Annotated in this window: 27 protein-coding genes; 22 read left to right on the top strand and 5 right to left on the bottom strand. The window is 71.2% G+C overall.

The window, feature by feature from the left end; all coding sequences use genetic code 11:
* Positions 1-36: 36 nt before the first annotated feature.
* A complete protein-coding gene (locus ACFV9G_RS21865) occupies positions 37-1,383 on the bottom strand; it encodes an FAD/NAD(P)-binding protein (protein ID WP_378729827.1) in 1,347 nt (448 codons plus the stop codon).
* Between the two features lie 106 nt (positions 1,384-1,489).
* Here ACFV9G_RS21865 and ACFV9G_RS21860 point away from each other — a divergent pair, with 106 nt between their 5' ends.
* Both ACFV9G_RS21860 and ACFV9G_RS21855 read left to right on the top strand, forming a co-directional pair.
* Positions 1,490-2,065 (top strand): ArsR/SmtB family transcription factor, encoded by a 576-nt coding sequence (locus ACFV9G_RS21860; protein WP_378729825.1) that lies wholly within the window; start codon positions 1,490-1,492, stop codon positions 2,063-2,065.
* A 3-nt stretch (positions 2,066-2,068) separates the two neighbouring features.
* The gene (locus tag ACFV9G_RS21855) at positions 2,069-3,325 is read left to right on the top strand and encodes an MFS transporter (protein ID WP_378729823.1); all 1,257 of its coding nucleotides are present in this window, start codon (positions 2,069-2,071) and stop codon (positions 3,323-3,325) included.
* Here ACFV9G_RS21855 and ACFV9G_RS21850 read toward each other — a convergent pair.
* Positions 3,294-3,671, bottom strand: a complete 378-nt coding sequence (locus tag ACFV9G_RS21850) for a hypothetical protein (RefSeq protein WP_256328524.1) — start codon at positions 3,669-3,671, stop codon at positions 3,294-3,296. The genes ACFV9G_RS21855 and ACFV9G_RS21850 overlap by 32 nt on opposite strands.
* Before the next feature lie 171 nt (positions 3,672-3,842).
* Here ACFV9G_RS21850 and ACFV9G_RS21845 point away from each other — a divergent pair, with 171 nt between their 5' ends.
* Positions 3,843-4,904 carry a hypothetical protein gene (locus ACFV9G_RS21845; RefSeq protein WP_378729821.1) on the top strand — a complete coding sequence of 354 codons (1,062 nt, stop codon included), beginning with the start codon at positions 3,843-3,845 and terminating at the stop codon, positions 4,902-4,904.
* 11 nt (positions 4,905-4,915) lie between these two features.
* On the opposite strand, the gene ACFV9G_RS21840 is transcribed toward ACFV9G_RS21845, so the two are convergent.
* Positions 4,916-5,629 carry an HNH endonuclease family protein gene (locus tag ACFV9G_RS21840; RefSeq protein WP_378729819.1) on the bottom strand — a complete coding sequence of 238 codons (714 nt, stop codon included), beginning with the start codon at positions 5,627-5,629 and terminating at the stop codon, positions 4,916-4,918.
* Between the two features lie 116 nt (positions 5,630-5,745).
* Here ACFV9G_RS21840 and ACFV9G_RS21835 point away from each other — a divergent pair, with 116 nt between their 5' ends.
* Both ACFV9G_RS21835 and ACFV9G_RS21830 read left to right on the top strand, forming a co-directional pair.
* A complete protein-coding gene (locus ACFV9G_RS21835; RefSeq protein WP_378729817.1) occupies positions 5,746-6,561 on the top strand; it encodes an S-methyl-5'-thioadenosine phosphorylase in 816 nt (271 codons plus the stop codon).
* Positions 6,558-7,604, top strand: coding sequence for an NAD-dependent epimerase/dehydratase family protein (locus tag ACFV9G_RS21830; protein ID WP_378729815.1), 1,047 nt, complete (start codon positions 6,558-6,560; stop codon positions 7,602-7,604). Before ACFV9G_RS21835 ends, ACFV9G_RS21830 begins: the two co-directional genes overlap by 4 nt.
* A 156-nt stretch (positions 7,605-7,760) precedes the next feature.
* Here ACFV9G_RS21830 and ACFV9G_RS21825 read toward each other — a convergent pair whose 3' ends face one another.
* Positions 7,761-9,092 carry a hypothetical protein gene (locus ACFV9G_RS21825; protein WP_378729813.1) on the bottom strand — a complete coding sequence of 444 codons (1,332 nt, stop codon included), beginning with the start codon at positions 9,090-9,092 and terminating at the stop codon, positions 7,761-7,763.
* A 113-nt stretch (positions 9,093-9,205) separates the two neighbouring features.
* On the opposite strand from ACFV9G_RS21825, the gene ACFV9G_RS21820 reads away from it, so the two are divergent.
* The 7 genes from ACFV9G_RS21820 to ACFV9G_RS21790 are packed head-to-tail and all read left to right on the top strand — an operon-like array spanning position 9,206 to position 14,678.
* Positions 9,206-9,910, top strand: a complete 705-nt coding sequence (locus tag ACFV9G_RS21820) for a glycosyltransferase family 2 protein (protein WP_378729811.1) — start codon at positions 9,206-9,208, stop codon at positions 9,908-9,910.
* Positions 9,907-10,575, top strand: coding sequence for a DUF2064 domain-containing protein (locus tag ACFV9G_RS21815; RefSeq protein WP_378729809.1), 669 nt, complete (start codon positions 9,907-9,909; stop codon positions 10,573-10,575). The genes ACFV9G_RS21820 and ACFV9G_RS21815 overlap by 4 nt, the downstream gene beginning before the upstream one ends.
* Entirely contained in the window at positions 10,572-11,264 is a 693-nt protein-coding gene (locus tag ACFV9G_RS21810) for a methyltransferase domain-containing protein (RefSeq protein WP_378729807.1), read from the top strand. The genes ACFV9G_RS21815 and ACFV9G_RS21810 overlap by 4 nt, the downstream gene beginning before the upstream one ends.
* Complete coding sequence (locus ACFV9G_RS21805) at positions 11,261-12,406, top strand: molybdopterin-dependent oxidoreductase (protein ID WP_378729805.1); 1,146 nt, start codon at positions 11,261-11,263, stop codon at positions 12,404-12,406. Before ACFV9G_RS21810 ends, ACFV9G_RS21805 begins: the two co-directional genes overlap by 4 nt.
* Positions 12,403-12,837: a hypothetical protein gene (locus tag ACFV9G_RS21800; RefSeq protein WP_378729803.1), complete on the top strand. Its 435-nt coding sequence runs from the start codon at positions 12,403-12,405 to the stop codon at positions 12,835-12,837. Before ACFV9G_RS21805 ends, ACFV9G_RS21800 begins: the two co-directional genes overlap by 4 nt.
* Before the next feature lie 6 nt (positions 12,838-12,843).
* The gene (locus ACFV9G_RS21795; RefSeq protein WP_378729801.1) at positions 12,844-13,530 is read left to right on the top strand and encodes a response regulator transcription factor; all 687 of its coding nucleotides are present in this window, start codon (positions 12,844-12,846) and stop codon (positions 13,528-13,530) included.
* Positions 13,527-14,678, top strand: coding sequence for a sensor histidine kinase (locus ACFV9G_RS21790; RefSeq protein WP_378729799.1), 1,152 nt, complete (start codon positions 13,527-13,529; stop codon positions 14,676-14,678). Before ACFV9G_RS21795 ends, ACFV9G_RS21790 begins: the two co-directional genes overlap by 4 nt.
* Before the next feature lie 10 nt (positions 14,679-14,688).
* Here ACFV9G_RS21790 and ACFV9G_RS21785 read toward each other — a convergent pair whose 3' ends face one another.
* A complete protein-coding gene (locus ACFV9G_RS21785) occupies positions 14,689-15,282 on the bottom strand; it encodes a PadR family transcriptional regulator (RefSeq protein ID WP_378729797.1) in 594 nt (197 codons plus the stop codon).
* 116 nt (positions 15,283-15,398) lie between these two features.
* On the opposite strand from ACFV9G_RS21785, the gene ACFV9G_RS21780 reads away from it, so the two are divergent.
* The 10 genes from ACFV9G_RS21780 (at position 15,399) to ACFV9G_RS21735 (ending at position 25,615) form a co-directional block, all read left to right on the top strand.
* Positions 15,399-16,502: a Rieske 2Fe-2S domain-containing protein gene (locus ACFV9G_RS21780; protein ID WP_378729795.1), complete on the top strand. Its 1,104-nt coding sequence runs from the start codon at positions 15,399-15,401 to the stop codon at positions 16,500-16,502.
* Positions 16,503-16,512: 10 nt separating this feature from the next.
* Positions 16,513-17,526, top strand: coding sequence for a PDR/VanB family oxidoreductase (locus ACFV9G_RS21775; protein ID WP_378729794.1), 1,014 nt, complete (start codon positions 16,513-16,515; stop codon positions 17,524-17,526).
* A 25-nt stretch (positions 17,527-17,551) separates the two neighbouring features.
* A complete protein-coding gene (locus tag ACFV9G_RS21770) occupies positions 17,552-18,889 on the top strand; it encodes an MFS transporter (RefSeq protein WP_378729792.1) in 1,338 nt (445 codons plus the stop codon).
* A gap of 101 nt (positions 18,890-18,990) precedes the next feature.
* Positions 18,991-19,674, top strand: coding sequence for a hypothetical protein (locus tag ACFV9G_RS21765; protein ID WP_378729790.1), 684 nt, complete (start codon positions 18,991-18,993; stop codon positions 19,672-19,674).
* Between the two features lie 87 nt (positions 19,675-19,761).
* Positions 19,762-20,976: a PucR family transcriptional regulator gene (locus ACFV9G_RS21760; protein ID WP_378729788.1), complete on the top strand. Its 1,215-nt coding sequence runs from the start codon at positions 19,762-19,764 to the stop codon at positions 20,974-20,976.
* Positions 20,977-21,099: 123 nt separating this feature from the next.
* A complete protein-coding gene (locus ACFV9G_RS21755) occupies positions 21,100-21,987 on the top strand; it encodes a hypothetical protein (protein ID WP_378729786.1) in 888 nt (295 codons plus the stop codon).
* Positions 21,987-23,762: a GMC oxidoreductase gene (locus ACFV9G_RS21750; RefSeq protein ID WP_378729784.1), complete on the top strand. Its 1,776-nt coding sequence runs from the start codon at positions 21,987-21,989 to the stop codon at positions 23,760-23,762. Before ACFV9G_RS21755 ends, ACFV9G_RS21750 begins: the two co-directional genes overlap by 1 nt.
* Before the next feature lie 48 nt (positions 23,763-23,810).
* Positions 23,811-24,398, top strand: coding sequence for a superoxide dismutase family protein (locus ACFV9G_RS21745; RefSeq protein ID WP_378729782.1), 588 nt, complete (start codon positions 23,811-23,813; stop codon positions 24,396-24,398).
* Positions 24,399-24,448: 50 nt separating this feature from the next.
* Positions 24,449-24,937 carry a nucleoside deaminase gene (locus ACFV9G_RS21740; RefSeq protein WP_378729780.1) on the top strand — a complete coding sequence of 163 codons (489 nt, stop codon included), beginning with the start codon at positions 24,449-24,451 and terminating at the stop codon, positions 24,935-24,937.
* A 72-nt stretch (positions 24,938-25,009) separates the two neighbouring features.
* The gene (locus ACFV9G_RS21735; RefSeq protein ID WP_378729778.1) at positions 25,010-25,615 is read left to right on the top strand and encodes a TetR/AcrR family transcriptional regulator; all 606 of its coding nucleotides are present in this window, start codon (positions 25,010-25,012) and stop codon (positions 25,613-25,615) included.
* Positions 25,616-25,643 lie beyond the last annotated feature (28 nt).

Raw genomic sequence — 25,643 nt, 5'->3', positions numbered from 1 at the left:
GTCGCCCACAACTGATTTCTCGGCTGCCAGAACTACCTATTCGGCGAGGTGGGCGGCTACGGCTGCGGCCTGGAGCCGGATCTCGGGGATGGCAGTGGCCTCGTAGAGCGCGCCCTTGCAGGGCGGGCCGACGGTCAGAAGATTCGGTACGACGCTGCCGTCCGCCCCGATGACGTGGCCGTCCTCGGTGACGCCGATGCCGAGGCGGAGGGGGTCGGGGGCGATCAGGCCGCGCTTCTGGAGCGCGAGCAGGAGCGGGTTGTCGGTGCGGGTGATGTCGGGTGAGGGGCCGGTGCAGTTGATCACCGCGGTGACCTCGCGGTCACCGTCGGCCAGGGAGACGACCGGCCGCTCGGCGGCGTCCCAGCAGCCGAGCACCCCGCCGCCGAGGACCTCCAGGCGCCCCTCGGCCCGGTAGGCGTCGAGGAGGGCGGCGATGCGCGGCGCCATGCGGTGGCGGCGTACCTCCCACTCGCGGGCGTAGACCTCGCGGAAGCGGCGGCGCTCCGGCTCGGGCAGGCGGCGCCAGATCGACTGGGTCGGACCGCGGAGGCCGTCGATGACGGCACGCCAGTCGACGCCGAGGGCGACCGCGGTCTCGATCTGCTCGCGTACGAGCGAGACGATGCCGTCGGCGGTCAGCGGGCCGTCGGGGATCGGGGTCACCCAGGAGGTGAACTGGTCGTCGACATGGGGATGGGGGACCAGGCCGTGGCGGCTCACCATGATCACCCGGCGGTCCGGGGCGTCGTCGAGGAGCGTGACCGTCGTGTCGACGGCGGTCAGGCCGGTGCCGACGACGAGCACCGTCGCGTCCTCCGGCAGGGCGCTGATCCGGGCCACGTCCCAGGGGTCCGACAGGTGCCACGACGCCTCGGGGAGTCCCGCCAGCGGCTGGGGCGGCGGGTTGCCGTAGGCGAGGACGACGGCGTCGGCGAGATGTCCTTCGTCGTCGCTGGTCAGCACCCGGAAACCGGCACCGACCGGCTCGACGTCGATGACCGTCTCACCGACGGTCTCCAGCGTCCCTGGACCGCCCTCGGCAGCACCAGCGAGGCGGTCGCGCAGGTAGCGCGCGTAGTCGCGCCGGGGCAGGAAGTCGATCGGGCCGAGCTCGATGCCGGCCTCGGCCGCCCAGTCGAGCAGGTCGTCACGATCGTCGGGGAATCCCGACATGTTGTTGGCTCGGACGTTGAGGAGATGGCGGCCGTCGGTCGTCGAGTAGGCCACGCCGTAGCCGGCCTCTCCGCGCGACTCGAACAGCGTCACCGAAGCACCGCGGCGGAGCAGGTTGATCGCGGTCAGCGTGCCGCTGGCTCCTCCCCCGATGATCGCCACCGTGGGAGCGGAGGTCGGTTCGGGCGGCATGGCGTCTGTCGTCACTCAGACACCCTATCTGCGTTATTCGAGGTTTGTTCAGAGGGTTACTTGAGTTCCAGGATTGCAAACATCTATTTGCAAATAAGTCTTTGCGGTTTATGGTGGAGGAATGAAGGAACCGTCGATCGTCCCGAGCCTGGACCAGCTGAAGGCACTCACCCACCCTGTCCGGACGCGCATGCTCGGCATCCTGCGCGTCGACGGACCTTCAACGGCGACGATGTTGGCGGCCCGGCTCGGCCTCAACAGCGGCGCAACCTCCTACCACCTCAGGCATCTGGCCCAACACGGGTTCATCGTCGACGACCAAGAGCGCGGCAACGGCCGTGAGCGCTGGTGGAAGGCGGCCCACCAGGTGACACACACCGACAGCGACCTGCTCCCCGACAACGAGGAAGCGCGCGAGGCATACGACGCCTACCTGCAGGTCGTGGTGACCAACTACGCGGAGAAGCTGCAGCGTTCGATCGAAGAGCGCGTCATGCTGCCCGACGAGTGGCGCGAGACGACGACCTACAGCGACTGGATCCCGCGTCTCACGCCGGCAAGGGCGATCGCGGTGCGAGATCGCATCATGGACATGCTCGGCGAGCTCGAGGACGATCCGGACGGGGAGCCGTTCACCTTCCAGCTCAACGCATTCCCTCAGCCCGGCCATCTCGGCAGACACCCGGAAGCGGACTGAGCGATGCGGCTCCCCCTCTACGGCTGGTTGGCGTCCAACGCCATCTCCTTCGTCGGAACCCGCCTCTCGATGCTGGCACTCCCCTGGTTCGTGCTCGAGACCACCGGCAGCCCCACCAAGACCGGACTGATCGCCCTCTTCGAGCTGGCACCCCTCGTTGCCATGAAGATCTTCGGCGGCCCCTTGATCGACAGGCTCGGAAAGCGCCGCGTGTCGATCACCTGCGACCTGGGCTCCAGCCTCGTGGTCGGCCTCATCCCGCTCCTGTACGCCACGGGGCGGCTGCACTTCGCTGCTCTGCTCGTTCTCGTCGCTCTCGCCGGCGCCCTGCGTGGCCCGGGCGACGACGCGAAGAGCGCGATGATCCCGGAACTCGTCGCCGCTGCCGGCATATCCACCGAGCGTGTGACCGGCCTCCACTCGGTGATCGAGCGCACGGCCTCGATGTTCGGAGCGGCCGCCGCCGGTGTGCTCATCGGCGTGGTCGGTGCAGCCAACGCGATCGTCATCGACGCCGTCTCGTTCGCACTGTGCGCCGCGGTGCTGGCCACCACAACGGCACGTCTCCCTCGCCCTGCCCGCTCCGCAGACCCCGCCGACGCCAAGGACCCGGCGCCCTATCTCGGTCAGCTCGCCGCGGGGTGGAGGTATCTCCGCGGTGACCGCGTGCTGCTCGGGATCGCCATCATGGTCGCATTCACGAACCTCATCGACGCTGCCGCCAGCAGCGTTCTGATGCCACTGTGGGCGCAGACCCACGCCAGTGCGCAGACACTCGGCCTGCTGTTCGCCGTCATGGGTGGCTGCTCGGCCATCGGCTCGGCCATCGCAGCCACGATCGGCGACCGGATGCGGCGCTACCCGACGTACCTCGTCGCCTTCCTCATCACCGGCCTACCGCGGTTTGCCGTCGTCGCTGTCGGGGCACCGCTGTGGGTGATCTTTCCGGTCTTCGCCATTGCAGGTGTGTTCAGCGGGTTCCTCAACCCGATCATCGGTGCGATCAAGTTCGAGCGCATCCCGGCCCCGCTCGTCGGGCGCGTCACCTCGCTGATCGCCGCGGGCGCGTGGGGCCTGATGCCGCTCGGCGGTCTGCTCGGCGGAACCCTGGTCGCCACGATCGGCCTCACCAGTGCCTTCGCCGTTCTCGGTGTCGCCTACTTCGTGGTCACGATGTTCCCCGCGATCGACCCGACGTGGAAGCAGATCGAGCGCCGTCCAGAGGCCGCTAGCAGGCTTCCCGCAGCCGCGGGATCCTAGGGATTCCGCCGAGCCGCTTGTTGTAGCGGACCTGGTCGGAGTAGCCCTCCAGGAGCGTCCACAGCGCCTTGTGGGCAGGCCACGGGATGGCCTCGCCGGGGAACGCCCAGGTGGAGCCGAAACCGATCCAGACCGGGACCCAGTCCTTGGCGCAGTCCCACTCGCCGCGTTTGGACATCAGCAGCCGGTTGCGGACCTGGAACGCGAGCCGCTGACCGTCCTTCACGATCGGCGCCGCGCACACCCGCCACAGCGGCATGTCGAGCGACATCAGCTGGATCTCGATGTCGCCCAGAACGCGCGGGTCCACCAGGACCGTAGCGACGTTCTCATGCGGGCGCCTCATGTACATCACGCTAGCGGCGAGCACCGACATACGTGGCTGGATCCGCCAGAAGCGAACAGCGCGACCCGATTCGCCACCCCGCCGGACAGGACGTACGCCGCGGGCCTATCATCCTCCCCAATCTCGATCGGGCAGGGAGGCCCGAGTGGAGGATCGAGGAAGGACCCTACGTTGGCATCCCCGAGGCAGCCCAGAACGGGCGAAGAGGCCGAGAAGTACGCCGCGGAGCATCTGCATTCCCTCGGCTGGCCCGACGCTGCCCCCTCGGGCAGCACCGCGGCCGCCGACATCGACATCATCGGCGGCCGGCCGGACAACGTCGTCGTCGCCCAGGTGGTGCTCACCCGCTCTCCGACCGAGGCGCGCAGCGTCTGTGCCGTACGCGGCGCGGGCTATGCCTACGACGCCCGGACGGTCGCACTGTTCAGCCGCGCCGGCTACACCGTCGACGCTGTCGAATGGGCCGACCGGGTCCGGGTCGCGCTGTTCGAGTTCGCCGCCGACGGCTCGATCTGCCCGCACGGGAAGCACGCGGCCGAGCTGGTCACCACCGCGACCGCTCCGGCGCCGACGCCGACGCCGACGCTCGGCCGGGCGCCCGAGCCGGTCCCCGGCAAGCACGCCGACACCACCCGCACGGGCAGCTTCAACTTCACCTCGAAGATCCCCGCGATCCGGCCGCGCCGGAGGGCGGAGAAGCCGGCCGACGAGACCGCCCCGGACGTAGCTCCGGGCATCGCTCCGGAGGCGACCGCTCCGACCGTCGAGAAGATCGCCGGCCCGCTGACCGGCCAGATCCCGGCGCACACGACCACATGCATCGTCCCGAGCTCCACTTCGACCAGCTACGTCGTCCCGGCCGCCCCTTCGACCATGAGCATCCCCAAAGCACCCACCCCGCCTGCCGGTGAGCGCTGGGTCCCGGACGGGCTCGGGCCGATCCTGGACGCGATCGTCCGGGCGTCGCAGCTGCCCGTGGTGCTCGTCCTGGGTTCGGACCAGCGGGCCGAGTGGGTGCGGCAGACCTTCCAGGTCGGCACGATCACGGTCACCGACGAGAGCGTGCTGCCGATGCTGCTCTCGCTGGTGACGGGCCGGGAGTCGCAGTACGCGAGCGGCGAGTCCTATCACAAGGTCGACGGCCTCAAGCCCCAGGGCGAGCGGGCGCTGGAGTCGTGGCGGGCGTGGGCGGCGTACGACCGCGCGATGGCCAACTACCGGCGCGCCGTCTGAGCCGCAGGGCCTCAGCAGAAACCGAGCATCTCGCCGAGCGCCCGGCGCTCGCTGTCGTCGGCGGCGAGCGACCAGCGCGTCTTGGTCTCGATCCAGCGGGCGGCGTACGCGCACTGGAACCCCTTCCGCGGACGCCAGCCCGCCGGGTCGTCGTCGCTCTTGCTCATGTTGGTCGGGCCGTCGACGGCGAGCAGGTTGCCCAGGTCGTCGGCGAAGGCTCGGCGCCGGTCCGAGGACCAGCCGCTCGCGCCGGAGCGCCAGGCCTCCGAGAGCGGCACGACGTGGTCGATCTGGATCGCCTGGGCCTGCCCGGGCTCCTTCAGGTCGGTGAAGACCAGGCGTCCGCCGGTGTAGGGGTCGACCCACGTCCCGGCGAGCACGTCGTGGTCGCAGCTGCCCTGCGGCCTGGTCCGCACCTCGACGGCGTCGCGCAGGAGCACGTCGTCGCGCTGGTTGCACCCGTTGCCGTCGCTGTCCGCCCAGCCCCCGCCGAACGACGAGCGCACGTAGACGGCCAGCCCGTCGGGTCGCCTCGCGACCGTCGCCAGCGCGGCGAGATCACCGCGCGCCTCGGACACGTCGACCGGACCCGGCGAAGGCGCCGAAGGCGCCACCGGCGGCGTACGTCGGGTCGCCGGCGCCTCCTCGGGCAGCCACGACGAGAGCGCCCAGCCGGCGACCGCCAGCAGGACGACCAGCGCTCCCAGCGACGTACGTCTGCCCACGCCGTCGCATTGTGCCCGCGACCACCGACACCGATCCGTCTCCGGCAGGTATTACCGAACGGTGACGGATACGTCGACCCCTGTCGCCCAGGGACCAGCGCTGGCACAGTGAGGGCATGACTGGGCTGGACATGGGACAGGCACGCCTCGCCGAGGTCGGGGTCATCGGCGGGACCGGGCTCTACGAGTTCTTGACCGATGCCGAGGAGGTGCGGGTCGAGACCCCCTACGGCGACCCCTCCGCACCGGTGACGGTGGGCACCGTCGCGGGCCGGTCGGTGGCCTTCGTGCCTCGCCACGGCCGCGCGCACGAGTACCCGCCGCACGCCATCCCCTACCGGGCCAACCTCTGGGCACTGAAATCGCTCGGGGTGACCCAGGTGCTCTCCCCCAGCGCCGTCGGCGGTCTCCGGCCGGATGCCGTCGCCACCGGCGACCTGGTCACCCCCGACCAGCTCGTCGACCGCACCTGGCGCCGGATCCCGAGCTACGTGGAGACCGGCGCGACCCACGTACCTCTGGCCGACCCCTACTGCGCGCGGATCGCCAAGGCGTACGTGTCCGCCGACTCGTCGGTGAAGTCCGGCGGCACGCTCATCGTGATCGAGGGGCCGCGGTTCTCGACGCGCGCGGAGTCGGTCCACCATGCCGCCCAGGGCTGGACGCTGGTCGGGATGACCGGCGCCCCGGAGGCGGCGCTCGCCCGCGAGCTGCGGATGTGTTACGCACCGTTGTGCCTGGTCACGGACATGGACGCGGGCGCGGCCGAGGGCGAGGGCGTCGACGAGGACGACGTCTACGCGCTCTTCGCCGCCAACCTGGAGCGGATGCGCAGCATCCTGACCGACACGATCGGGGGCCTGCCCGACCCGGTCGGATGTCCCTGCTCGACCTGGGCCGAGGGCAAGCAGCTCGCCTACGAGATCCCATGAGGGTCCTGCTCACCGGGTCCGCCGGCTTCATCGGCACCGCGATCGGCCGGGTCCTGGAGGAGGCCGGGCACGAGGTCGTACGCGTCGACGTGCTGCTGCCGATGGCCCACGGCGAGACCGCTGCGGCGCCGCCCGGGACCCACCTCCTCGACGTCCGCGACGCCGGCGGCTGGGGCGACCTGCTGGACGGTATCGACGCGGTGTGCCACCAGGCCGCGGTCGTCGGCGCCGGGGTCACGGTGGCCGATCTCCCGCTGTACGCCGCGCACAACGACCTCGGCACCGCCGCTCTCCTGGCCGCGATGAGTGGGCACGGGGTCTCTCGGCTGGTGCTCGCCTCCTCGATGGTCGTCTACGGCGAGGGCCGCTATGTCTGCGCGACCCACGGCGACCGGGTCCCGCCGCCGCGCTCGCGGGCCGCCCTCGACTCCGGGGACTTCGAGAACCACTGCGACCTCTGCGACGGTGCGCTGGCCTGGGCAGCGGTGGCCGAGTCCGCCCGGCTCGACCCGCGCAGCTCGTACGCCGCCAGCAAGGTCGCCCAGGAGCACTACGCCTCCGCCTGGGCACGCCAGGCCGATGCGACGGCGATCGCGCTGCGCTACCACAACGTCTACGGGCCGCACATGCCCGCGGACACGCCCTACTCCGGGGTCGCCGCCATCTTCCGGTCCTCCTTGGAGCGGGGCGAGGCGCCGCAGGTCTTCGAGGACGGCGGCCAGCAGCGCGACTTCGTCCATGTCGACGACGTGGCCCGCGCCAACCTGGCGGCACTGGAGGCGACCTCCGAGCGGTCACCCGGGGAGCTGGCGGCCTACAACGTCGCGTCCGGTCATCCGGTCACGATCAGCGAGGTGGCGGCACTGGTGGCGCGCGGAACCCGAGCGGAGGTCGCGCCGGTGGTCACCGGGCGCTACCGGATCGGCGACGTACGCCATGTCGTCGCCTCCCCGCAGCTGGCCGAGAAGGAGCTCGGCTTCCGCGCCGAGGTGCTCCCGGAAGTCGGCCTGCCGGCCTTCGCCACCGCGCCGCTGCGGTCGTAGCTGATCCCCCGCTGGTCGAAGGCCACTTCGTTCAGACCTCGGAGCCGCTAGGCGAAGGCGTGTCGAGACCAACACAGTCCCTGTCGCGCTCGATACGACTGTGTTGGTCTCGACACGCTCGGCCGCAGGCGGCCTCGCGGCTCGACCAGCGGGCAGTCACCAGCTCGTGTAGAGCAGGTGCTGGACGATCAGGGCGGTGAGGACCTGCAGGGCCAGGCCGGGCCGTCGCCAGCGCTCGGGCAGGAGGGCGCAGCCGAGGGTGAGCCATGGGATGAACGGCAGCCAGATCCGCTCCACCTCCGCCCGGCTCATCTGGGAGGCGTCCGCGAGGGCGACCATGATCATCGCGGCCGCGACCAGGACCACGATCACCCGGTCGGTCCGGTCTCGGCGGGCCGCCCAGGTGGCACCGAGCCCGGCTCCGACGAGCGGTCCGGCGCTGATCGCGAGCGCGGCCAGGTTTCCCCAGGTCCAGTAGGCGCCTGGACGCTGGCTGGCGAGGCCGTCCCAATAACGTTCGACCAGCACGGGATACGCCTCCCACCAGGCGAAACCACCGGCGGCGAAGGTGAGCACCACGGCGAGCGCCGACGCCGCCGCGACCGCCAGCACCCACCAGCCTCTCCCGAGCCAGAGCACGGCCAGGGCGAGCACGCCGGTGAGCGGGAGGCCGTACGACATCATCACGACGTAGCCGAGGAGCAGGCCGGCGAGGACCGCCCACGGCCAGCCCCGACCGGCTCCGGCCCGGCAGGCGAGGGCCAGGCAGCACATCCCCCAGGCGACCGCGACCGCCATCACCGCATCGGCCGAGACCGCCAGGAACACCGCGCTCGGGGACAGCACCAGGTAGGGCGCCGCCGCCCGAGCCGCATCCTCGGCACCGAGGACACGGACCGTCGTCAGGACCGCCAACGGCAAGGTCGCGGCGATCGCCGTGACGACCAGGCCGGCGGCCAGATCCCCGCCGAGCCCGACCTTCACGAGGAGCACGAAGAAGAGCACCATCCCGGGCGGGTGCCCGGCGATGTGGACCGGCCAGTTCCCCGCCGGGGCGTCGTAGGGGATCCGGGAGACGTACTCCCGCAGCAGCCCCGGGACGTCGTTGACCGACCTGGCCGTCTCGAGGTACTCGGTCGGGTTCCCCAGCACCCGCGAGATGCCCTCGGGGCCGTCCACCAGCGCCAGCGCCAGCAGCCACACCAGCCCGGCGGCGTACGCGACCAGGAGCAGGCGTCGCCAGGGCAGCCGCCTCGCCATCGGGTCCGCCCAGCGCAGCGACGCGAGCGCGAGCAGGACCGCCGGCAGCGTGCCGATACCTACCTTGACCTGCGGGTATCCGTGGAGCGGGGCGAACGTGCCGTCGTCGAGGTGCACCCGTGGCCACACCTGCCACTCGAAGAGGGGCGGCACGACGACGGCCGTCACGACGAGAGCGATCGTGACGACGAGCCCCACCGTGGCGGCGCGGTGAGCTGAGGAGTTCACGACTGCGAGCGTAGGTCGACGACGGCTCGATGACCGCCGGCGCACGGGGCCCGTCATCGGACCGTAAGATCTGCGGGCCCCATCGGCGGCAGGGCGTTCCTAGAGTCGATCGCATGGCCGAAACCAGCCCCGAGACCAGTCCCGACACAGACCCAGAGATCGACCCAGAGATCGACCTGGTGCTGCCGTGCCGCGACGAGGCCGCCGCCCTGCGCGAGCTGCTGCCGCGGGTGCCGGCGGGACTCTCCGTGATCGTCGTCGACAACGGCTCGACGGACGGCACTGCCGACGTCGCCCGCGCGCAGGGGGCGCGGGTGGTGTCGGAGTCGCGGCCGGGGTACGGGGCGGCGGTGCACGCCGGCCTGCTGGCGGCGACCGCGCCCTATGTCGTGGTGATGGACGGCGACGGCTCCTTCGATCCCGCTGCCGCGCTGCCTCTGGTCGAGACGGTCAGACGCGACGAGGCCGACCTGGCGCTGGGCTGCCGCAGGTCGGTGGCCGCGGGTGTCCAGCCGTGGCACGCCAGGGTCGGCAACCGGCTGGTCCTGGCGGCGCTGCGGCGGCGCACCGGCCTGCAGGTGCGGGACATCGCCCCGCTGCGCGCGGCTCGCCGGGAGGCGCTGCTGGGGCTCGGCGTGGAGGACCGGCGCTCGGGCTATCCGGTCGAGCTCCTCGATCGCGCGGCCCGGGCCGGCTGGCGGGTCCTCGAGATCGACGTCGACTACCACCCTCGGACCGCCGGGACCCGCTCGAAGGTCTCCGGGTCCGTGCGGGGCAGCCTGCTGGCGGCGTACGACTTCTGGCGGGTGCTCTCGTGACGGCGACGCTGCTCCTCGTCGCCAAGGCACCCGTGCCCGGCCTGGTGAAGACCCGGCTGGCGGCAGGCGTCGGGGAGGCGACCGCCACCGCCGTCGCGGCGGCCGCGTTGCTGGACACGATCGAGGCGTGCACGCTGGCGGTGGGACCGGGCCGGTGCCGGCTCGCCCTCTCCGGCGATCTCGCCGTAGCGGTCCGGGCGGACGAGATCCGGACCGCTCTAGCCGGGTGGACCCTCGCCCCGCAACGCGGCGACGGACTCGGCGAGCGACTCGCGAACGCCCACGCCGAGGTCACCGGACCGGTGGTTCAGATCGGCATGGACACGCCACAGGTGACCCCGGCCGGGCTGCTGGCCGTGGCCGACGGACTGGAGGCGGCCGATGCCGTGCTCGCTCCGGCCGAGGACGGCGGCTGGTGGGCCCTGGCGCTCCGCGACCCGTCGGCCGCCGCCGCGCTGCGCGGCGTCCCCATGTCCACCCCCCAGACGTACGCAGCCACCCGCTCCGCCCTCGAAGCACTCGGCCTCGGGGTCACCGCCGGTGAGCGGCTGCGCGACGTCGACCACCTCGCCGACGTCGCGCCCGTCGCCGCAGCCGCCTCCGAGACCCGTTTCGCCGCGGTCGCGGCCGAGATCGCGGCCGAGATCGCGCGGGTCGCCCGATGACCGCGGTGGCGGCCGAGACGGCGTTCGCGCATGCCTTCGCCCGCGAGGAGTGCCGGGTGGTGAGCGTCGACGGCAGATCCTCGCGGCTACCGGTCGAGGACTGGACCCGCACCGCCGACGCCGCGGACCTCGCCCTGCTCTCGCACTGCGCCGGACCGACGGTCGACCTCGGCTGCGGCCCGGGCCGGATGACCGAAGCGCTCACCGCTCGGGGTCTGCCGTCGCTCGGCGTCGACGTCGTACGGGAGGCCGTCGCCCAGACCGAGGCCCGCGGCGGTCGCGCGGTCTGTCGCGATCTCTTCGAACCGCTGCCCGGCGAGGGCTGGTGGGCGACCGCTCTCCTCGCCGACGGCAACCTCGGGATCGGCGGGGACCCGCTCGCCCTCCTCGCCCGCGTACGCCGGCTGCTGGTGCCGGGTGGCCGGGTGGTCGCCGAGGTGCATCCGCCCGGGACCCCGAGCGGCCCGCTGCTCGCGGAGCTGGTCTGCGACTGCGGTGGCTCCTCGCAGTTCCCGTGGGCGGTGGTCGGCGCCGACGCGATCGGGTCGATCGCCGCCGAGGTCGGACTCGCGGTGAGGCGGCTCGAGCCGCTACCGCATCCGCGGGCACTGCCCCGCCCGTCAGCCCCGACCCCGCTGACCCCCGCCGGTGACCGCTGGGTCGCCGTGCTCGTGGAGGACGCCGCATGAGAATCCCCTCGGAGGACTCGTTCACCTCGCGCCTGCGCAGTGCCGCGGTCGCCGCACGGGTCGGACTGTGGCTCGGGATCTGCTTCCTGGTCGCGCTCGCGACCGGGCTGATCAGCCACTACGCCCAGGTCGACCACCAACCGGTGCCGCTCCCGGCCGGCCCCTCGTGGTTCTACCGGGTCAGCCAGGGCCTGCACGTCGCCGCCGGCACCGCGGCGATCCCGCTGCTGCTGATCAAGCTGTGGGTCGTCTTCCCCAAGCTCTTCCAGCCGCTGCCGCGGCAGGTCCGCGAGGCGCTGCCGACGGTGCTGGAGCGCGGCTCGATCGCCATCCTGGTCAGTACGTCGATCGTCCAGCTCGCCACCGGACTCCTCAACGTCGCGCAGTGGTATCCGTGGGGCTTCAGCTTCCGCAGCACCCACTACGCGCTCGCGTTCGTCGCCGTCGGCGCGCTGCTCGTGCACGTCGCCGTGAAGCTGCCGGTCGTCCGAGACGCCCTGAAGGGCGACGTCGACGACATCTCCCACGACCGGCCGAACGCGGTCCGGCCGGGCCCGGTCAGTCGGCGCGGCGTGCTGGCCCTGGCCGGCACGTCCGCGGTCGCTGCCGCCGTGCTCTACGCGGCCGGCACCGTCCCCGGCCTCGGCCGTCTCGCCGCCCTCTCGCCGCGCTCGCGAGCCCACGGCATCCCGATCAACCGCACCGCGCACTCGGCCGGCGTGGTCGCCGAGGCGAGCAGCGCCGCCTACCGGCTCGAGGTCGTCCACGGCACCACGACGCGGTCACTGAGCCGCGACGACCTGGTCGCCATGGAGCAGCGCACCCACACCCTCCCGATCGCCTGCGTCGAGGGCTGGAGCGTCGCCGGCGAGTGGGGTGGCGTACGCCTCCGCGACCTGCTCGACCTGGTCGGCGCCCCACCTGGACGCGAGGTGCGGGTCCGGTCGATCCAGACGTTCAGCGCCTCAGCCGACACGGTGCTTCCGCCGAACTTCGCCGACGACGACCGGACCCTGATGGCCCTCGTGCTCGACGGCGAGACGCTCTCGATGGACCACGGCTACCCGGTCCGGCTGATCGCGCCCGACCGTCCCGGGGTCATGCAGACGAAGTGGGTCTCCCGGATCGAGGTGCTCGGATGAGAGGGGCGCGCGGAGGGCTCATCCTCCTCGGCACGGTAGGGATGACGTACGGGGCCTGGCTGCTGGTGAGCCGGCAGGACCTCGGTCAGATCGTCGAGGTCGTGCTCTGGCTCGCGGCGGCCGTCGTGATCCACGACGGGATCCTGGCGCCGATGGTGCTCGGGCTCGGCTGGGTCGGTGGCCGGCTGCTGCCACGGGCGGTCGCCCGGGGCGCGGTGACGGTGCTCGTGCTGCTCGGTCCGGCGACTCTGGTCGCGATCCCGGTCCTGGGCCGGTTCGGCGCGAAACCGGACAACCCGACGCTGCTCGACCGCGACTACACCCAGGGGCTGCTGGTCTTCGCGGCCCTGTGCGTGTGCGCCGGTGTCGCCGTCGCGCTCGGCGAACTACGCTCACGACAGCCCACGCAGGCGAACGCCGAGGAGGAGTAGGGACCCATGGCACGTGTGCTCGTGGTCGACGACGACCTCACCGTTCGCGAGGTGCTGGCCTCCTACCTGCGCGCGGGGTCGCACGACGTCGTCGAGGCCGGGGACGGCGAGCAGGCGCTGCGCGCGATGAGCGAGCGACCCGCCGACATCGTCATCCTCGACCTGATGCTGCCCGGCATCGACGGGCTGGAGGTGTGCCGCCGGCTGCGGCAGACGAGCGAGGTGCCGATCATCATGCTCACCGCGCTCGGCAGCGAGGCCGACCGGATCATGGGGCTCGAGCTGGGCGCCGACGACTACGTCGGCAAGCCGTTCAGCCCGCGGGAGCTGGTGCTGCGCGTCGACTCCGTGCTCAAGCGCACTGGCCACTCCGGCGAGGGTGGCGTGGTCTCCGACGGCTCCCTGGTCGTCGATGCGGACCGGCGGGTGGCGACCAGTGCCGGCGCGGAGCTCTCCTTGACCACCCGTGAGTTCGACCTGCTCCGCTACCTGATCGCCCATCCCGGCAAGGCATTCACCCGGGAGGATCTGCTCGAGCACGTCTGGGGATGGACGATCGGCGACCGCTCGACGGTCACGGTCCACGTACGCCGGCTGCGGGAGAAGATCGAGTCCGACCCGACCCGGCCGGAGCGGCTGGTCACCGTCTGGGGCGTCGGCTATCGCTGGGAGCCCGTGGAGGTGGGGGCGTGACGACCGCCGATGCCCTCCAGATCGCCCTCGTCGCCGCGGGCGCCGGGCTCGCCGTCGGTCTGGCTGGGCTCCTGGTCGCCTGGCTGACCCGCCGCTGGTCGATCCGCTGGCAGCTCACCCTGGTTGCCGGCGTCGCCGTGCTGACGGTCTTCGGTGGCGTACTCGGGATCGCGTGGCTCATGTTCCTCTCCGGCCACGACCTGCAGGTCATCACCGTGGTCGCCTCGATCGCCGTGGTGGTGGCGATCCTGGTCGCGTTCGTCATCGGCTCCGCGATGGTGCGCTGGTCGGGCGCGGTCCAGCAGCAGGCCCGGCAGATGGTGCTCGGGGGTCATCAGCAGCCCGCGGAGAGCGGCCCGCGCGAGCTCCGGTCGTTATCGGCAGAGCTCGCCGAGACCCAGCGGCGGCTCGAGGAGGCGAGCGCACGGGAGGCCCGGCTCGAGGAGTCCCGCCGCGAGCTGATCTCCTGGGTCGCCCACGATCTGCGTACGCCGCTCGCCGGACTGCGGGCGATGGCCGAGGCCCTCGAGGACGGGATCGCCGCCGACCCCCACCGCTATCACCAGCGCATCCGCGTCGAGGTCGAGCGGCTGGCCCGCCTCGTGGACGACCTCTTCGAGCTGTCCCGGATCCAGGCCGGCGCCCTCACCCTGACACCGGAGCCGGTCCTGCTCGGCGACCTGGTCAGCGAGGCGCTGGCCGGAGCCGATCCGGTCGCCCGGGAGCGGCGGGTCCGGCTCGGTGGCCAGGTCGAGGACGGCCTGGAGATCACCGCTGACCCGGCCAGCCTGTCCCGCGTCGTCTCCAACCTGCTGATGAACGCCATCCGCCACACCCCCGCCGACGGCACGGTGGAGGTGCACTGCCGGATGGCCCCCGGAGACGTGAGCAGCGTCGATCTCAGCGTCAGCGACGGCTGCGGCGGCCTGGATCCCGGCGACATGGAGCGCGTCTTCGATCTCGGCTGGCAGGGCAGCCCCGCGCGCACCCCGACCGCACCCGAGGAAGCCGGCGGCGCCGGCGCCCAAGGCGCCGGGTTTGGTCTCGCCATCGTCAAGGGCCTCGTCGACGCCCACCGCGGCAGGGTCTGGGTGGAGAACCTTCCGGCGGCGACAGGCTGCCGGTTCCACGTACGCCTGCCGGCATGACTCGGTCGGCTCAGTCGACGGTCGAGCCCTCCAGCTCGTCGACGAGCACGAGGCCACGCTCGGCCCAGGCGACCGCGGCGAGGGCCTGATCGATCAGGCCGTCGTAGGCGAAGATCTTGTAGCGCACGATGCGGTCCCACTGGCTGGCGTCGTAGTGCTCGAGCCGCCGGGCCAGGGTGGGGTGGCTGCGGTCGATGAGCGTGGCGCGGGTGGCCTCGAGCATCGCCAGGTGCTCGGTCCAGTGGTCGCGGAACTGCTCCAGCTCGGCGCGCGCGGCACCGGGTTCGGCCCACTCCAGGTAGGCCGCCTTGAGGTAGGCGGGCTCCCGCTGCCGGCGGATCTCGATGGGCGCGTCCATCCACTCCCGGAAGGCCGTCACCCCGGCCTCGGTGACGGCGTACTCCTTCTTGGTGCCCTTCTTGCCCCACGGCACGACCGTGGACTCGAGCAGGCCGTCGCGCTCCATCCGGTTCAGCTCCGGATAGATCTGCGAGTCGGGAGCGTGCCAGACGTGGGCCACCGACTGGCTGAACTGCTTGGAGACGTCGTAGCCGGTCATCGGGCGTGAGGTGAGCAGCGCGAGCAGCGCGTACCTCAGCGACATCGTGACCCCCTCTTCACGCAGTGATCGTGGCGCGAGCGTATCCAACTCTTGCCACTAACTATAGAGATAGGTAGTTTGTGACGAGCACAACACCTATCCCCATAGGGAGTTTCCCCATGACCATCCTGGATTCGCCTCCGGTCACCGCCGCCAGCAAGATCTTCAACTTCCCCCGCAACGCCTGGTACGTCGCGGCCTGGGACCACGAGGTGACCGCGAAGCAGCCGCTCGCCCGCACCATCGCCGACCGCCCGCTGGCCCTGTGGCGCAACAGCGACGGCCGCGCGGTCGCCCTGGCCGACGCCTGCTGGCACCGGCTGGCGCCGCTGTCGAAGGGCAAGGTGCTCGGCGACGAGATCCAGTGCCCCTACCACGGGCTGCGCTACAACTCCGCCGGCCGCTGCACGAGCATGCCCGCGCAGGAGACGATCAACCCGAGCGCGATCGTCCCGTCCTACCCGGTCGTGGAGCGCCATCGCTACGTGTGGGTCTGGGTGGGCGATCCCGACCTGGCCGACCCCTCCAGCGTCCCGGAAATGCACCAGATGGACTCACCCGACTGGGCGGGAGACGGCGAGACGATCTACGCGCCGTGCAACTACCAGCTGGTACTGGACAACCTGATGGACCTCACCCACGAGGAGTTCGTGCACAGCTCGAGCATCGGCCAGGACGAGCTCTCCGAGGCCGAGTTCGAGGTGAGCCACTCCGACCGCGGAGTGACCGTGACCCGCTGGATGCGCGACATCGACGCTCCCCCGTTCTGGCTCAAGAACATGCGCGACAGATTCCCCGGGTTCACCGGGAAGGTCGACCGGTGGCAGATCATCCACTTCGAGGCGCCCTCGACGATCCGCATCGACGTCGGCGTCGCCAAGGCCGGCACCGGCGCCCCCGAGGGCGACCGCAGCCAGGGCGTGAACGGCTTCGTGATGAACACGATCACCCCGGAGACCGCGCGGACCTCGCACTACTTCTGGGCCTTCATGCGCAACTACCGCCTGGAGAGCCAGACGATCACGACCCAGCTGCGCCAGGGCGTCCACGGCGTCTTCGGCGAGGACGAGGACATGCTGGCCGCCCAGCAGCGCGCGATCGACGCCAACCCGGACCACGAGTTCTACAGCCTCAACATCGACGCCGGCGGCATGTGGGTGCGCCGAATCCTGGACCGGATGCTGCAGGCGGAGGGTCTCCCCGCCGCCGCGGCTGCGAAGTGAGGCCGCCGCCATGGCAGTGAACACCCAGACCTGGTGGCAGCAGGGCCGCGTGGTCGAGACCTCCGATCTCGCCGAAGGCGTACGCCGCGTCGTGCTCGCTCCCGACCGCCCCGTCCACGCCGCGCCCGGGTCCCACGTCGACCTCCGGCTCGACCTCTCCGGACACGTCAGGAAGCGGTCCTACTCCATCGTCCGCTCCGAGGACGGCGGCCGCCGGCTCACCCTCGGCGTCCAGCTGGCGCAGAGCTCACGCGGCGGCTCCCGCCACATGCACGGCCTCGAGGCCGGCGACGTGGTCGAGATGACCGGCCCGGTCCAGAGCTTCCCGCTCGGGGTCGGCGCGGACCGCTACGTGCTGGTCGCCGGCGGCATCGGCGTCACCGCGCTGGTGGCGATGGCCGACACCCTGCGCCGCCGCGGCGCCGACTACACCCTCGTCCTGGCCGGCCGGCGGCGTGCCGTCATGGCCCACCTCGACGAGCTCGTCGAGGTGCACGGCGATCGCGTGCGCGTGTTCGTCGACGACGAGGACGTACGCCTCGACGTGGAGACGCTGGTCGGCGAGATCGCCGGCTCGGCGGCTCCGACGCGGACCGAGATGTACATGTGCGGGCCGATCCGGCTGATGGACGCGATCCGCCGCGCCTGGGTGGCCCACGAGCTGCCCGAGCCCAACCTGCGGTTCGAGACGTTCGGCAGCAGCGGCGCCTGGGCGGCGGAGGACTTCGTCGTGCACCTCCCCCAGCTCGACCGCTCGGTCCGCGTCGGCAGGGACAGCTCGATGCTCGACGCGCTCGAGGACGCCGGCGTCGACGTGATGTGGGACTGCCGCAAGGGCGAGTGCGGGATCTGCCAGGTCAAGGTCCTCGACGTCAGCGGCCGCATCGACCACCGAGACGTGTTCCTGAGCCAGCAGCAGAAGGAGACGTACGCCTCCTTGTGCCTCTGCGTCGCCCGCGCCGCCCGGGGCGAACCCGGCACATCGTCCGCCGAGCCGGCGGCCGTGACCCTGCACCTCCCGTGAAACCCCACCCCGAAAGAGACCCGAGATGAACCTTCGTGCGCGCATCGACGCCGCCGCGATGACCCCGTATCAGTGGATGGTCGTCGCCCTCTGCGTCCTGCTGAACTGCCTGGACGGATTCGACGTGATGGCGATGGCCTTCACCGCCTCCTCGCTGAGCGAGGAGTTCGCGCTGAGCGGCTCGGAGCTCGGCGTGCTGTTGAGCGCCGGCCTCGTCGGCATGGCGGTCGGCTCGTTGGCCCTGGCACCGGTCGCCGACGTCATCGGACGCCGGCCGCTGATCCTGATCAGTGTCGGCCTGGCGACCCTCGGCATGCTGCTCTCCGCAGCCGCCCCGACCGCCGTCCTCCTCGGCCTCGCCCGCGTCGTCACCGGGCTCGGCGTCGGCGGCATCCTGGCCAGCACCAACGTGATCGCGAGCGAGTACGCATCGACCCGCTGGCGCGGCCTGGCGATCGGCCTCTACACGGCCGGCTACGGCATCGGTGCCACCCTGGGCGGCGTGGCCGCGCGCGGCATGCTGGCCGACCTCGGCTGGCGCAGCGTCTTCGTCGCCGGTGGCGTCGCGACCGGGATCGCCCTGGTTCTCCTCGTGGTGCTGCTGCCCGAGTCGGTCGACTTCCTGGTCCAGCGCCGGCCGCGTCAGGCCGTCGAGCGGATCAACCGGATCCTCGGGCGGCTCGGCCAGCCCGCGATCACCTCGGACGCGCTCGAGGCAGCGCCGCGGCCGACGACCCGGCACCGCAGCGGCAATCCCGGCGTCCTGCTTGGTGCTGATCTGCGCCGCTCGACCCTGCTCATCTGGGTGGCGTTCCTGGCCACGATGTTCGGCTTCTACTTCGTCAACAGCTGGACCCCGCAGCTGCTGGTGACCTCGGGTATGTCCGAGGCGGACGCGGTCACGGCCGGCATGATGCTGGCGCTGGGCGGCACCGCCGGCTCGGTCCTCTACGGCCTCATCGCCTCCCGGCTGGACAGCCGCCTGGTCCTGATCGGCTTCACCGTGCTGTCGGCGCTGGCGATGGTCGTCTTCATCACCAGCACGGCGCTGCTCAGCGTCGCGCTGATCATCGGCGTGGTCGTCGGGGCGCTCATCAACGGCTGCATCGCGGGCCTCTACACGATCACCCCGGCCGTCTACGGGACCGAGATCCGCAGCACCGGTATGGGCTGGGCGATCGGCATCGGCCGCATCGGGGCGATCCTGTCGCCGATGCTCGCCGGGCGCCTGCTCGACGCCTCGTGGACCCCGGTCAACCTGTACGTCGGCGCTGCCGTCGTGGTCGCGATCTCCGCCGTCGCGCTGCTCTTCCTACGCACCGGCCGGGCCGCCCGGACCGTCCCGGAGATGGCCTCGGCCTAGGTCGACGGAATCGGCCCGTCCCGGTTGCAACCGGGACGGGCCGCGAACCGTCTAGATCGGCAGGACGCCCGCTCGGGGCGTACGACCGACGAGGAGTCACCATGTCCACTTCCCGCATCCAGCTCCGTGCCGCGCTCGCGGCGACCGCCGTGGTCGGCCTGCTCGGCCTGGCCGGGTGCGGGAGCGACCCGGCCCCGGCCGCCGGGTCGCCGTCCACAGCCCCGTCCTCCGCGGCCCCGTCGGTCGCGTCCTCGCAACCGTCCGCGACTCCCACGCCGGCACCGTCGGAGGTCCCGATCTCGGCCGCTCCGTCACCGGCCGAGCCGACGCCGAAGCTCGACTGGGGCGGCCCGCTGGCGCCCGGGGCCTTCGGGAAGGTCAAGGCGGAGGGCAACGTACGCACCCTCGTCGAGCAGGGCTGGATGACCCGCGACACCGCGCGCGAGAAGGCCTGCGAGGGCAAGCACTGGAAGTGGGCCGACCAGCTCGGCGACGGCGTCGACGTCACCTACGACCAGCAGGGCGAGATCGCGTCGTTCGGCATGAGCAAGCCCGTCCTCGAGACCGCCCAGGGCGTCACGATCGGCGACTCCCTCATGGTCCTCAAGGACATCTACGGGATGGGCTCGCAGAAGACCAACGACTACGGCCAGACCACCTGGGTCGTCCAGGACGGCAACCGCTGGATCGGCTTCCTGCTCTCCGGCAACACCCGCGACGCGAAGATCGAGTTCATCGAGGTCTCCGTCGGACGTCAGCCGGGCCTGCTCCGCGACGGCTGCTGAGGTGCTGTGACGGCGGCCATACGGCCCTGTGCTGATTGCACAAACGACCGCAGGCCGCCCGGGTGCCCCGTTGATAGCCTCCAGCACATGCCCCGCCAACGCTCCTCGGACTCACCGTCGCCGACCGTTCCCCAGCCATCGGCGATCACCCGTGCGCTGGCGGAGCGTCTGCTGCCGCGCGTGGAGGAGCTTGCCACCGTGCTGCGGGACACGTTGCACGCCAAGGACGAGCGCTACGCGACCACCGACCTGATCGCGGCGGACGAGCTGCTGAGGTCTTGTCGCGACAACATGCTGCGCTCCCTTCAGTCGCTGGCCGACCAGGTGCCACCCGGGGTGGACGTCTTCGACGCTGCCCAGACCACCGCACGGCGCCGAGCGGACGCCGGCTTCCCGCTGGAGTCGCTGTTGCACGCCTACCGCCTCGGCACCGAGGTGCTCTGGGCAGCGCTTCTCGACGAGGCCCGCTCCCGGGCGCCTGAGCTGCTGGACGAGCTCCTGGACAGTGCCGTGCAGGTCATGCAGCTCATCGACCTGATGTCCACGGCTGTCGCCGACGAGTACCGAACGCGGGAGCTCGAGGCCAAGCAGCGCGACACCGAACGCAGGCAGGCGATTCTCGACGGCCTGCTTGAGGGACGCGCCGCAGACCCGGGGTTCGCCGACGAGGCGATGCGCATCCTGGGCCTGACCTCGGAGACAAGGATCGCGGTCGTGGTGATCCGGCACCGCACCTCGGCGACCGGACCTCCCCCGTCGCCCGGGTCAGCGCTGGCCGCTGCGGGGTTCCGCTCCGAGTGGCGGCTGCGCCCCGACCGCGAGATCGGGCTCGTCGACCTGGGCCAGGCGACGATCCCGCAACTGGTGGGACGGCTGTCATCGATCGTCGACGGCTGGGCGGGCGTCTCCCAGGAGACGGTCGGCCTGGCCGACGTGCTCACCGAGTTCCGGATGGCGGAGCTGGTCCTGGCCAGCCTGCCGGCCGACGAGCCGGGCGCAGCCGCTCTCACCGAGCGACTCCCCGAGGTGCTGGTCGCTGCGAACGCTCCGATCGCGGACCGCATCCGGTCCCGCGCCCTGGGTGACCTGCTCACCGTCCCCCTCGACAAGCAGGAGTCTCTCCTCGACACCCTGGACCGCTGGTTCGCCAACAACCGGTCCACCTCGGAGACGGCGTCCGAGATGCACTGCCACCGCAACACGGTGGTCTACCGCCTCAAGCAGATCGAGGAGCTGACCGGCTGCCGCCTCGATGACGGGCGCGACCAGCTGCTGCTGAGACTGGCTCTGCTCGCCTCCTGAATCAGGTGCGCCTAACTGTGCTGCAGCACAGTTGGGCGCCTCCAACTCTGTGCGTGTCGCTGATGCCTCCGATCGGGGGCCGGTGGCACCGTGAGACGCGCATCGAGCTCGGAGGTATGTGTCATGGGGACACCACAAATCGATCGTCGCTTCTTCCTGACCCGCGTCGGGGTGCTGGGGGCCCTGGCCGCAGCGGGCACCGTGGTGCCCGGGGCCGCAAGAGCCGTGACCAGCGGCTCCCCGGCGGATCCGCTGGTCACCGTGGTCGCCAAGCTGTTGGCCGAGATCGCCCGGGACACGATCAACGGGCTCGCGGTCTTCGTCGCGCCCGGGCCTGACGCCTACTCCAGGACCCAGGGGACTCCGCGGCAGGAGCCGGGCGCGATGGAGGCGAGGACTCCCGACTTCCTGATCGAGTCGCTGGACAACTACGTACCGCTACCGGACCAGGCCGCGACGGCGGTCGGCCGGGCGCTCGCCAACGGGCTCGCGGATGTGCCGATCGTGATTCCGGACGGCCTCCCACTGGTGTCCAACGGCCTGCTCGCCGACCTCGACGACGCCGTCAAGCTGCTGCTCCGCAACGACTCGGCGCTCCCGCTGTCCGCGGTGATCGCACTGCTGCTCAATGCCCAGGCGGTCCGGGTCGATCCCACCTCAGCCGCCGGGCCACACCTCTCACCGTTCTCCCGGCTCTCCTTCGCGAAGAAGGCCGAGGTCTTCGAGCTCCTCGAGCAGGCCGACCCTCAGCTCGTCGGCTCGATCGACGCCGAGCTGCCCGAGCCTCTCAAGGGCACGGTTTCGGGCATCCTCCAGTTCATCGCCGGAGCCCTGCTGGAGTTCTCGGCGTTCGGCACCTACTGCGAGTGGTCCACCTTCGACGCCGCCAACCTGACCGTGAGCAGGCCGCCGGTCGGATGGAAGCTGTCGAGGTACGACCCGGGGAGCATGGACGGCTGGAACGAGTTCAAGGGCTACTACCAGGGACGACAGAAAGTGAGCGCCCGCTGATGCGCGACGTGATCATCATCGGAGCCGGTGGCGGCGGCGCGGTCGCAGCCAAGGAGCTCGCCGCCCAAGGCCTGGACGTGCTCGTGATCGAAGGCGGACCACGGCACGCGAAGCCACGTGAGCAGTGGAGCCGGCTGGAGAACGACGCCAACAACCCACTGACCGGATACCTCCGGGTCGGCCAGGAGGACCGTTCCAAGCCCGCGGCCTACCGCGAGCTGCCGCAGAACTCCTTCCTGTGGCAGGTCTCCGGGGTCGGCGGCACGACGCAGCACTACTTCGGCAACAGCCCGCGGGCGTACCCCGGGGTCTTCGCCGGCTACGACGGCCCCGACGCCGCCCTGTACGACGTCGACCACCTCTTCCCGTTCTCCTACTCCGACCTGGTGCCCTACTTCGAGTGGGTGGAGACGACGCTGCCCGTGCAGACGGCCGCCGTCGGCACCAAGGAGTCGGTCTACCTGCGGGGATGCGAGACCCTCGGCCTACCGGTCCAGAAGACGAAGACGACGCTGGAGGCCTCCTACCGGCCCCAGGAGAACGCGATCCTCCAGCCGGGCGGCACCGCCGGCAGGACGAACGACGCCAGCCTGCTGAAGTTCCCGCAGGCCACCGGCTGCACGTTCTGCGGCCACTGCTTCCAGGGTTGCGCGTCGCCGGACAAGGCGCCTCGCAATCTGGTCGCGAAGCGCTCGACGGACAACAGCTACATGCCGATGGCGCTCACCGCGGAGTCGTGGGCACCTGGCGGCAAGGCCGTCGAGCTGGTCACCGACGCGACGGTCACCAAGATCCGTACCGAGCAGGTCAAGGGCGAGCTGACCGCGACCGGCGTCACCTGGCTGGACAACCCGACGGGCATGGTGCACACCGAGGACGCGAAAGTCGTCGTGATGTCCGGTGGCGCGGTGGAGAACCCGCGGCTGTGGTTCAACAGCGACCTGCCCAATCCCAACGACTGGGTCGGCCGAGGCTTCACCGACCACTACCTGGACTGGACCTTCGGCCTCTTCGACGAGAACGTCGGCAGCTCCAAGGGTCCCGCCTCCGCGGCGCGTACCGACTATCCGGGCTACGGGATGAACATGAACGTCGGCCTGATGCCGGGCATCGAGGCGTTCACGATGACCTTCTCCGACAGCGGGATCAGAGGGCAGTACTCCAACGGACGCGGGATGACCGGCCCCTGGGACGGCGAGACCGGCCGGCTGCTCGGCCCGGAGCTCAAGGACGTGCTCGCCCACGGTCTCGACAACATCCTCAACGTGGTGAGCATCGTCGACGACGACGTGTCCGCCCGCAACCGGGTCACCCTCTCGACCCTTCCCGCCGACGAGAACGGCCCGATCCCGAAGGTCCGGTTCGACAACCGCCACCGCACCTCCCGCAGCCAGCGCAACCGTGAGTTCCTCGCCCGCGAGGCCGCCAAGCTGCTGAAGGGCGCCGGTGCGAAGAAGGTCTACCGGATGGACTGGCCCGCGCTTCCGCTGCACGTCCACTCGACGATGCGGATGGGCGAGTCCGAGGACAACTCGGTGGTCGACCACAGCGGAGAGACCCGGGCCGTGAAGAGGCTCTTCATCGCCGACAACTCCGCGCTGCCCAACTCCGTGGGCGGACCCAACCCGACGCTGACCATGCAGGCGATGGTCACCCGGATCAGCGAGCAGATCGTGACCCGCTACTTCGACGGCGAGGCGTGGGTCGTCAAGGGTTCGCCGGTCATATCGACCGACTCGCGGATCTCGCGCGGCCTCGCGGAACTCGGCCTCTAGGACAAGTACGGTGGAGAGGACCGGATCCCGTTCTCGTGGAGGTATCCCATGTCCCGTCGCGCAACCGCTGCCGCACTCGCTGCCTGCGGTCTGCTGACTCTCGCCGCCTGCGGCGAGGGGGCAGATCCCGACCCGGATGATCGCAACGAGGTGAGCGCGAGGTTCGCCGACCCCGACGGGAAGAACCTCGGGACCGTCGAGATCGAGGAGGACGACGGGGCCACCCAGATCAGCATCCGGGTGAACGGCCTCTCGGCCGGCTACCACGGCTTCCACGTGCATACGACCGGCAAGTGCGAGGCCGACAGCGCCTCCCCCGACGACCCCGCCAAGACCGGGGACTTCCTCTCCGCGGGCGGCCACCTCAACCCCGACGACAGCGCCCACGGCGAGCACCTCGGCGACCTGCCGGCGCTCCTGGTGAACGAGGACGGCACCGCCAGCCTGGAGTTCACCGGCCCGTTCACGCTCGACGACCTCCGCGACGCGGACGGCAGCGCTGTCATGATCCACGCCGGTCGGGACAACTACGCCAACGTCCCGGACCGCTACGCCCCCGAGGGCCCGGACGAGGACACCACCAAGACCGGTGACGCCGGCGACCGGATCGCCTGCGCGGTGATCGAGGCCGGTTGAGCGTCGTGAAATAAGAGGACGTACGCCGCACCGGCCCGCAGACTGGAGCGGTGACCACGGAACTCACCGCGACCGACATGACCCACCTGCGACGCTGCCTGGAACTGGCGGCGGAGGCGTTGGCGGACGGCGACGGGCCGTTCGGCTCGGTGCTCGCCGACAGCGCCGGCAACGCACTTCAGGAGGACCGCAACCGCGAGCACTCGACCGGCGACCCGACGGCGCACCCGGAGATCGAGCTCGCCCGCTGGGCGGCGACCCATCTCGACGAGGAGACCCGCGCAGGGGCGACGGTCTACACCTCCGGCGAGCACTGCCCGATGTGCTCGGCGGCGCACGGCTGGTCCGGAGTCGGCCGGATCGTCTACATCGCCTCCTCCGAGCAGCTGACCGAGTGGCGGGCAGGCTGGGGTGCGGGTGAGTCCCCGGTGCGGGCTCTGCCGATCCAGGAGGTCGCGCCGCAGGTCGAGGTCGTCGGCCCCGTCCCCGAGCTGGTCGAGGAGATCCACGCGCTCCACGAGGCGGCTGCGAAGGCGTGACCGGCGCCGGGTGACCGCGCACACACGTTTCTTGCATTGACTGCAACTTGCACTCACTGCAAGAATACCGCGGTGCCCACCTCTGCCCCGCCTTCGAACGCCCGCGAGCGTCAGAAGCGGGAGCGTCGGCTGGCGCTGATCGAGGCTGCTCAGCGGCTGGTCGGCGAGCGTGGTCTCGATGACGTCACCGTGGAGGAGATCAGCTCCGCGGCAGGGTTGTCGACGCGTACGTTCTTCAACTACTTCGACTCCAAGGACGACGCGGTCCTCGGCATCCAGGAGATCGACCTGGACGCCGAGGTGCGCGCGCAGTTCGTCTCCGGCGGGCCGTCAGGCCGGCTGATGGCGGACCTGGAGGCGCTGGTGGCGGGATTCCTGAGGACTGCCGCCCCCAACATCGAGCAGGGCGAGCGGGCGATGCGGCTGATGATGGCCGAACCTCGCCTGGTGCAGCGGCACATCGCCTGGCACCAGCGGGTCGTCGGCACACTCGAGGCCCTGCTCGCCGAACGACGCACGGCACGGCCCTCCCCCGTCGACGACGACACGATCGGGATGGTCGCCGGACTGCTGCTGCGAGCCAGCGCGCTCGCCTGGACACGCTCCGGTTACGAGGGCGACGCGGCGGCGCATCTGCCCGAGGCCGTGGCGCAACTCCGCCTCCTCCTCGACGACTAACCCCCACTCAGAACCATCGGAAGGTCCC

The sequence above is a fragment of the Nocardioides sp. NPDC059952 genome, from assembly GCF_042730435.1.
Taxonomy (GTDB): domain Bacteria; phylum Actinomycetota; class Actinomycetes; order Propionibacteriales; family Nocardioidaceae; genus Nocardioides.
This window is presented reverse-complemented; position numbering and strand designations above follow the sequence as displayed.

Excerpts from the sequence above, each read along its gene's own strand:
- ACFV9G_RS21860 (WP_378729825.1), top strand. The coding sequence starts at position 1,490 with ATGAAGGAACCGTCGATCGTCCCGAGCCTGGACCAGCTGAAGGCACTC.
- ACFV9G_RS21855 (WP_378729823.1), top strand. The coding sequence starts at position 2,069 with ATGCGGCTCCCCCTCTACGGCTGGTTGGCGTCCAACGCCATCTCCTTC.
- ACFV9G_RS21850 (WP_256328524.1), bottom strand. The coding sequence starts at position 3,671 with ATGAGGCGCCCGCATGAGAACGTCGCTACGGTCCTGGTGGACCCGCGC.
- ACFV9G_RS21835 (WP_378729817.1), top strand. The coding sequence starts at position 5,746 with ATGACTGGGCTGGACATGGGACAGGCACGCCTCGCCGAGGTCGGGGTC.
- ACFV9G_RS21830 (WP_378729815.1), top strand. The coding sequence starts at position 6,558 with ATGAGGGTCCTGCTCACCGGGTCCGCCGGCTTCATCGGCACCGCGATC.
- ACFV9G_RS21820 (WP_378729811.1), top strand. The coding sequence starts at position 9,206 with ATGGCCGAAACCAGCCCCGAGACCAGTCCCGACACAGACCCAGAGATC.
- ACFV9G_RS21810 (WP_378729807.1), top strand. The coding sequence starts at position 10,572 with ATGACCGCGGTGGCGGCCGAGACGGCGTTCGCGCATGCCTTCGCCCGC.
- ACFV9G_RS21805 (WP_378729805.1), top strand. The coding sequence starts at position 11,261 with ATGAGAATCCCCTCGGAGGACTCGTTCACCTCGCGCCTGCGCAGTGCC.
- ACFV9G_RS21800 (WP_378729803.1), top strand. The coding sequence starts at position 12,403 with ATGAGAGGGGCGCGCGGAGGGCTCATCCTCCTCGGCACGGTAGGGATG.
- ACFV9G_RS21795 (WP_378729801.1), top strand. The coding sequence starts at position 12,844 with ATGGCACGTGTGCTCGTGGTCGACGACGACCTCACCGTTCGCGAGGTG.
- ACFV9G_RS21785 (WP_378729797.1), bottom strand. The coding sequence starts at position 15,282 with ATGTCGCTGAGGTACGCGCTGCTCGCGCTGCTCACCTCACGCCCGATG.
- ACFV9G_RS21780 (WP_378729795.1), top strand. The coding sequence starts at position 15,399 with ATGACCATCCTGGATTCGCCTCCGGTCACCGCCGCCAGCAAGATCTTC.
- ACFV9G_RS21775 (WP_378729794.1), top strand. The coding sequence starts at position 16,513 with ATGGCAGTGAACACCCAGACCTGGTGGCAGCAGGGCCGCGTGGTCGAG.
- ACFV9G_RS21770 (WP_378729792.1), top strand. The coding sequence starts at position 17,552 with ATGAACCTTCGTGCGCGCATCGACGCCGCCGCGATGACCCCGTATCAG.
- ACFV9G_RS21765 (WP_378729790.1), top strand. The coding sequence starts at position 18,991 with ATGTCCACTTCCCGCATCCAGCTCCGTGCCGCGCTCGCGGCGACCGCC.
- ACFV9G_RS21760 (WP_378729788.1), top strand. The coding sequence starts at position 19,762 with ATGCCCCGCCAACGCTCCTCGGACTCACCGTCGCCGACCGTTCCCCAG.
- ACFV9G_RS21755 (WP_378729786.1), top strand. The coding sequence starts at position 21,100 with ATGGGGACACCACAAATCGATCGTCGCTTCTTCCTGACCCGCGTCGGG.
- ACFV9G_RS21750 (WP_378729784.1), top strand. The coding sequence starts at position 21,987 with ATGCGCGACGTGATCATCATCGGAGCCGGTGGCGGCGGCGCGGTCGCA.
- ACFV9G_RS21745 (WP_378729782.1), top strand. The coding sequence starts at position 23,811 with ATGTCCCGTCGCGCAACCGCTGCCGCACTCGCTGCCTGCGGTCTGCTG.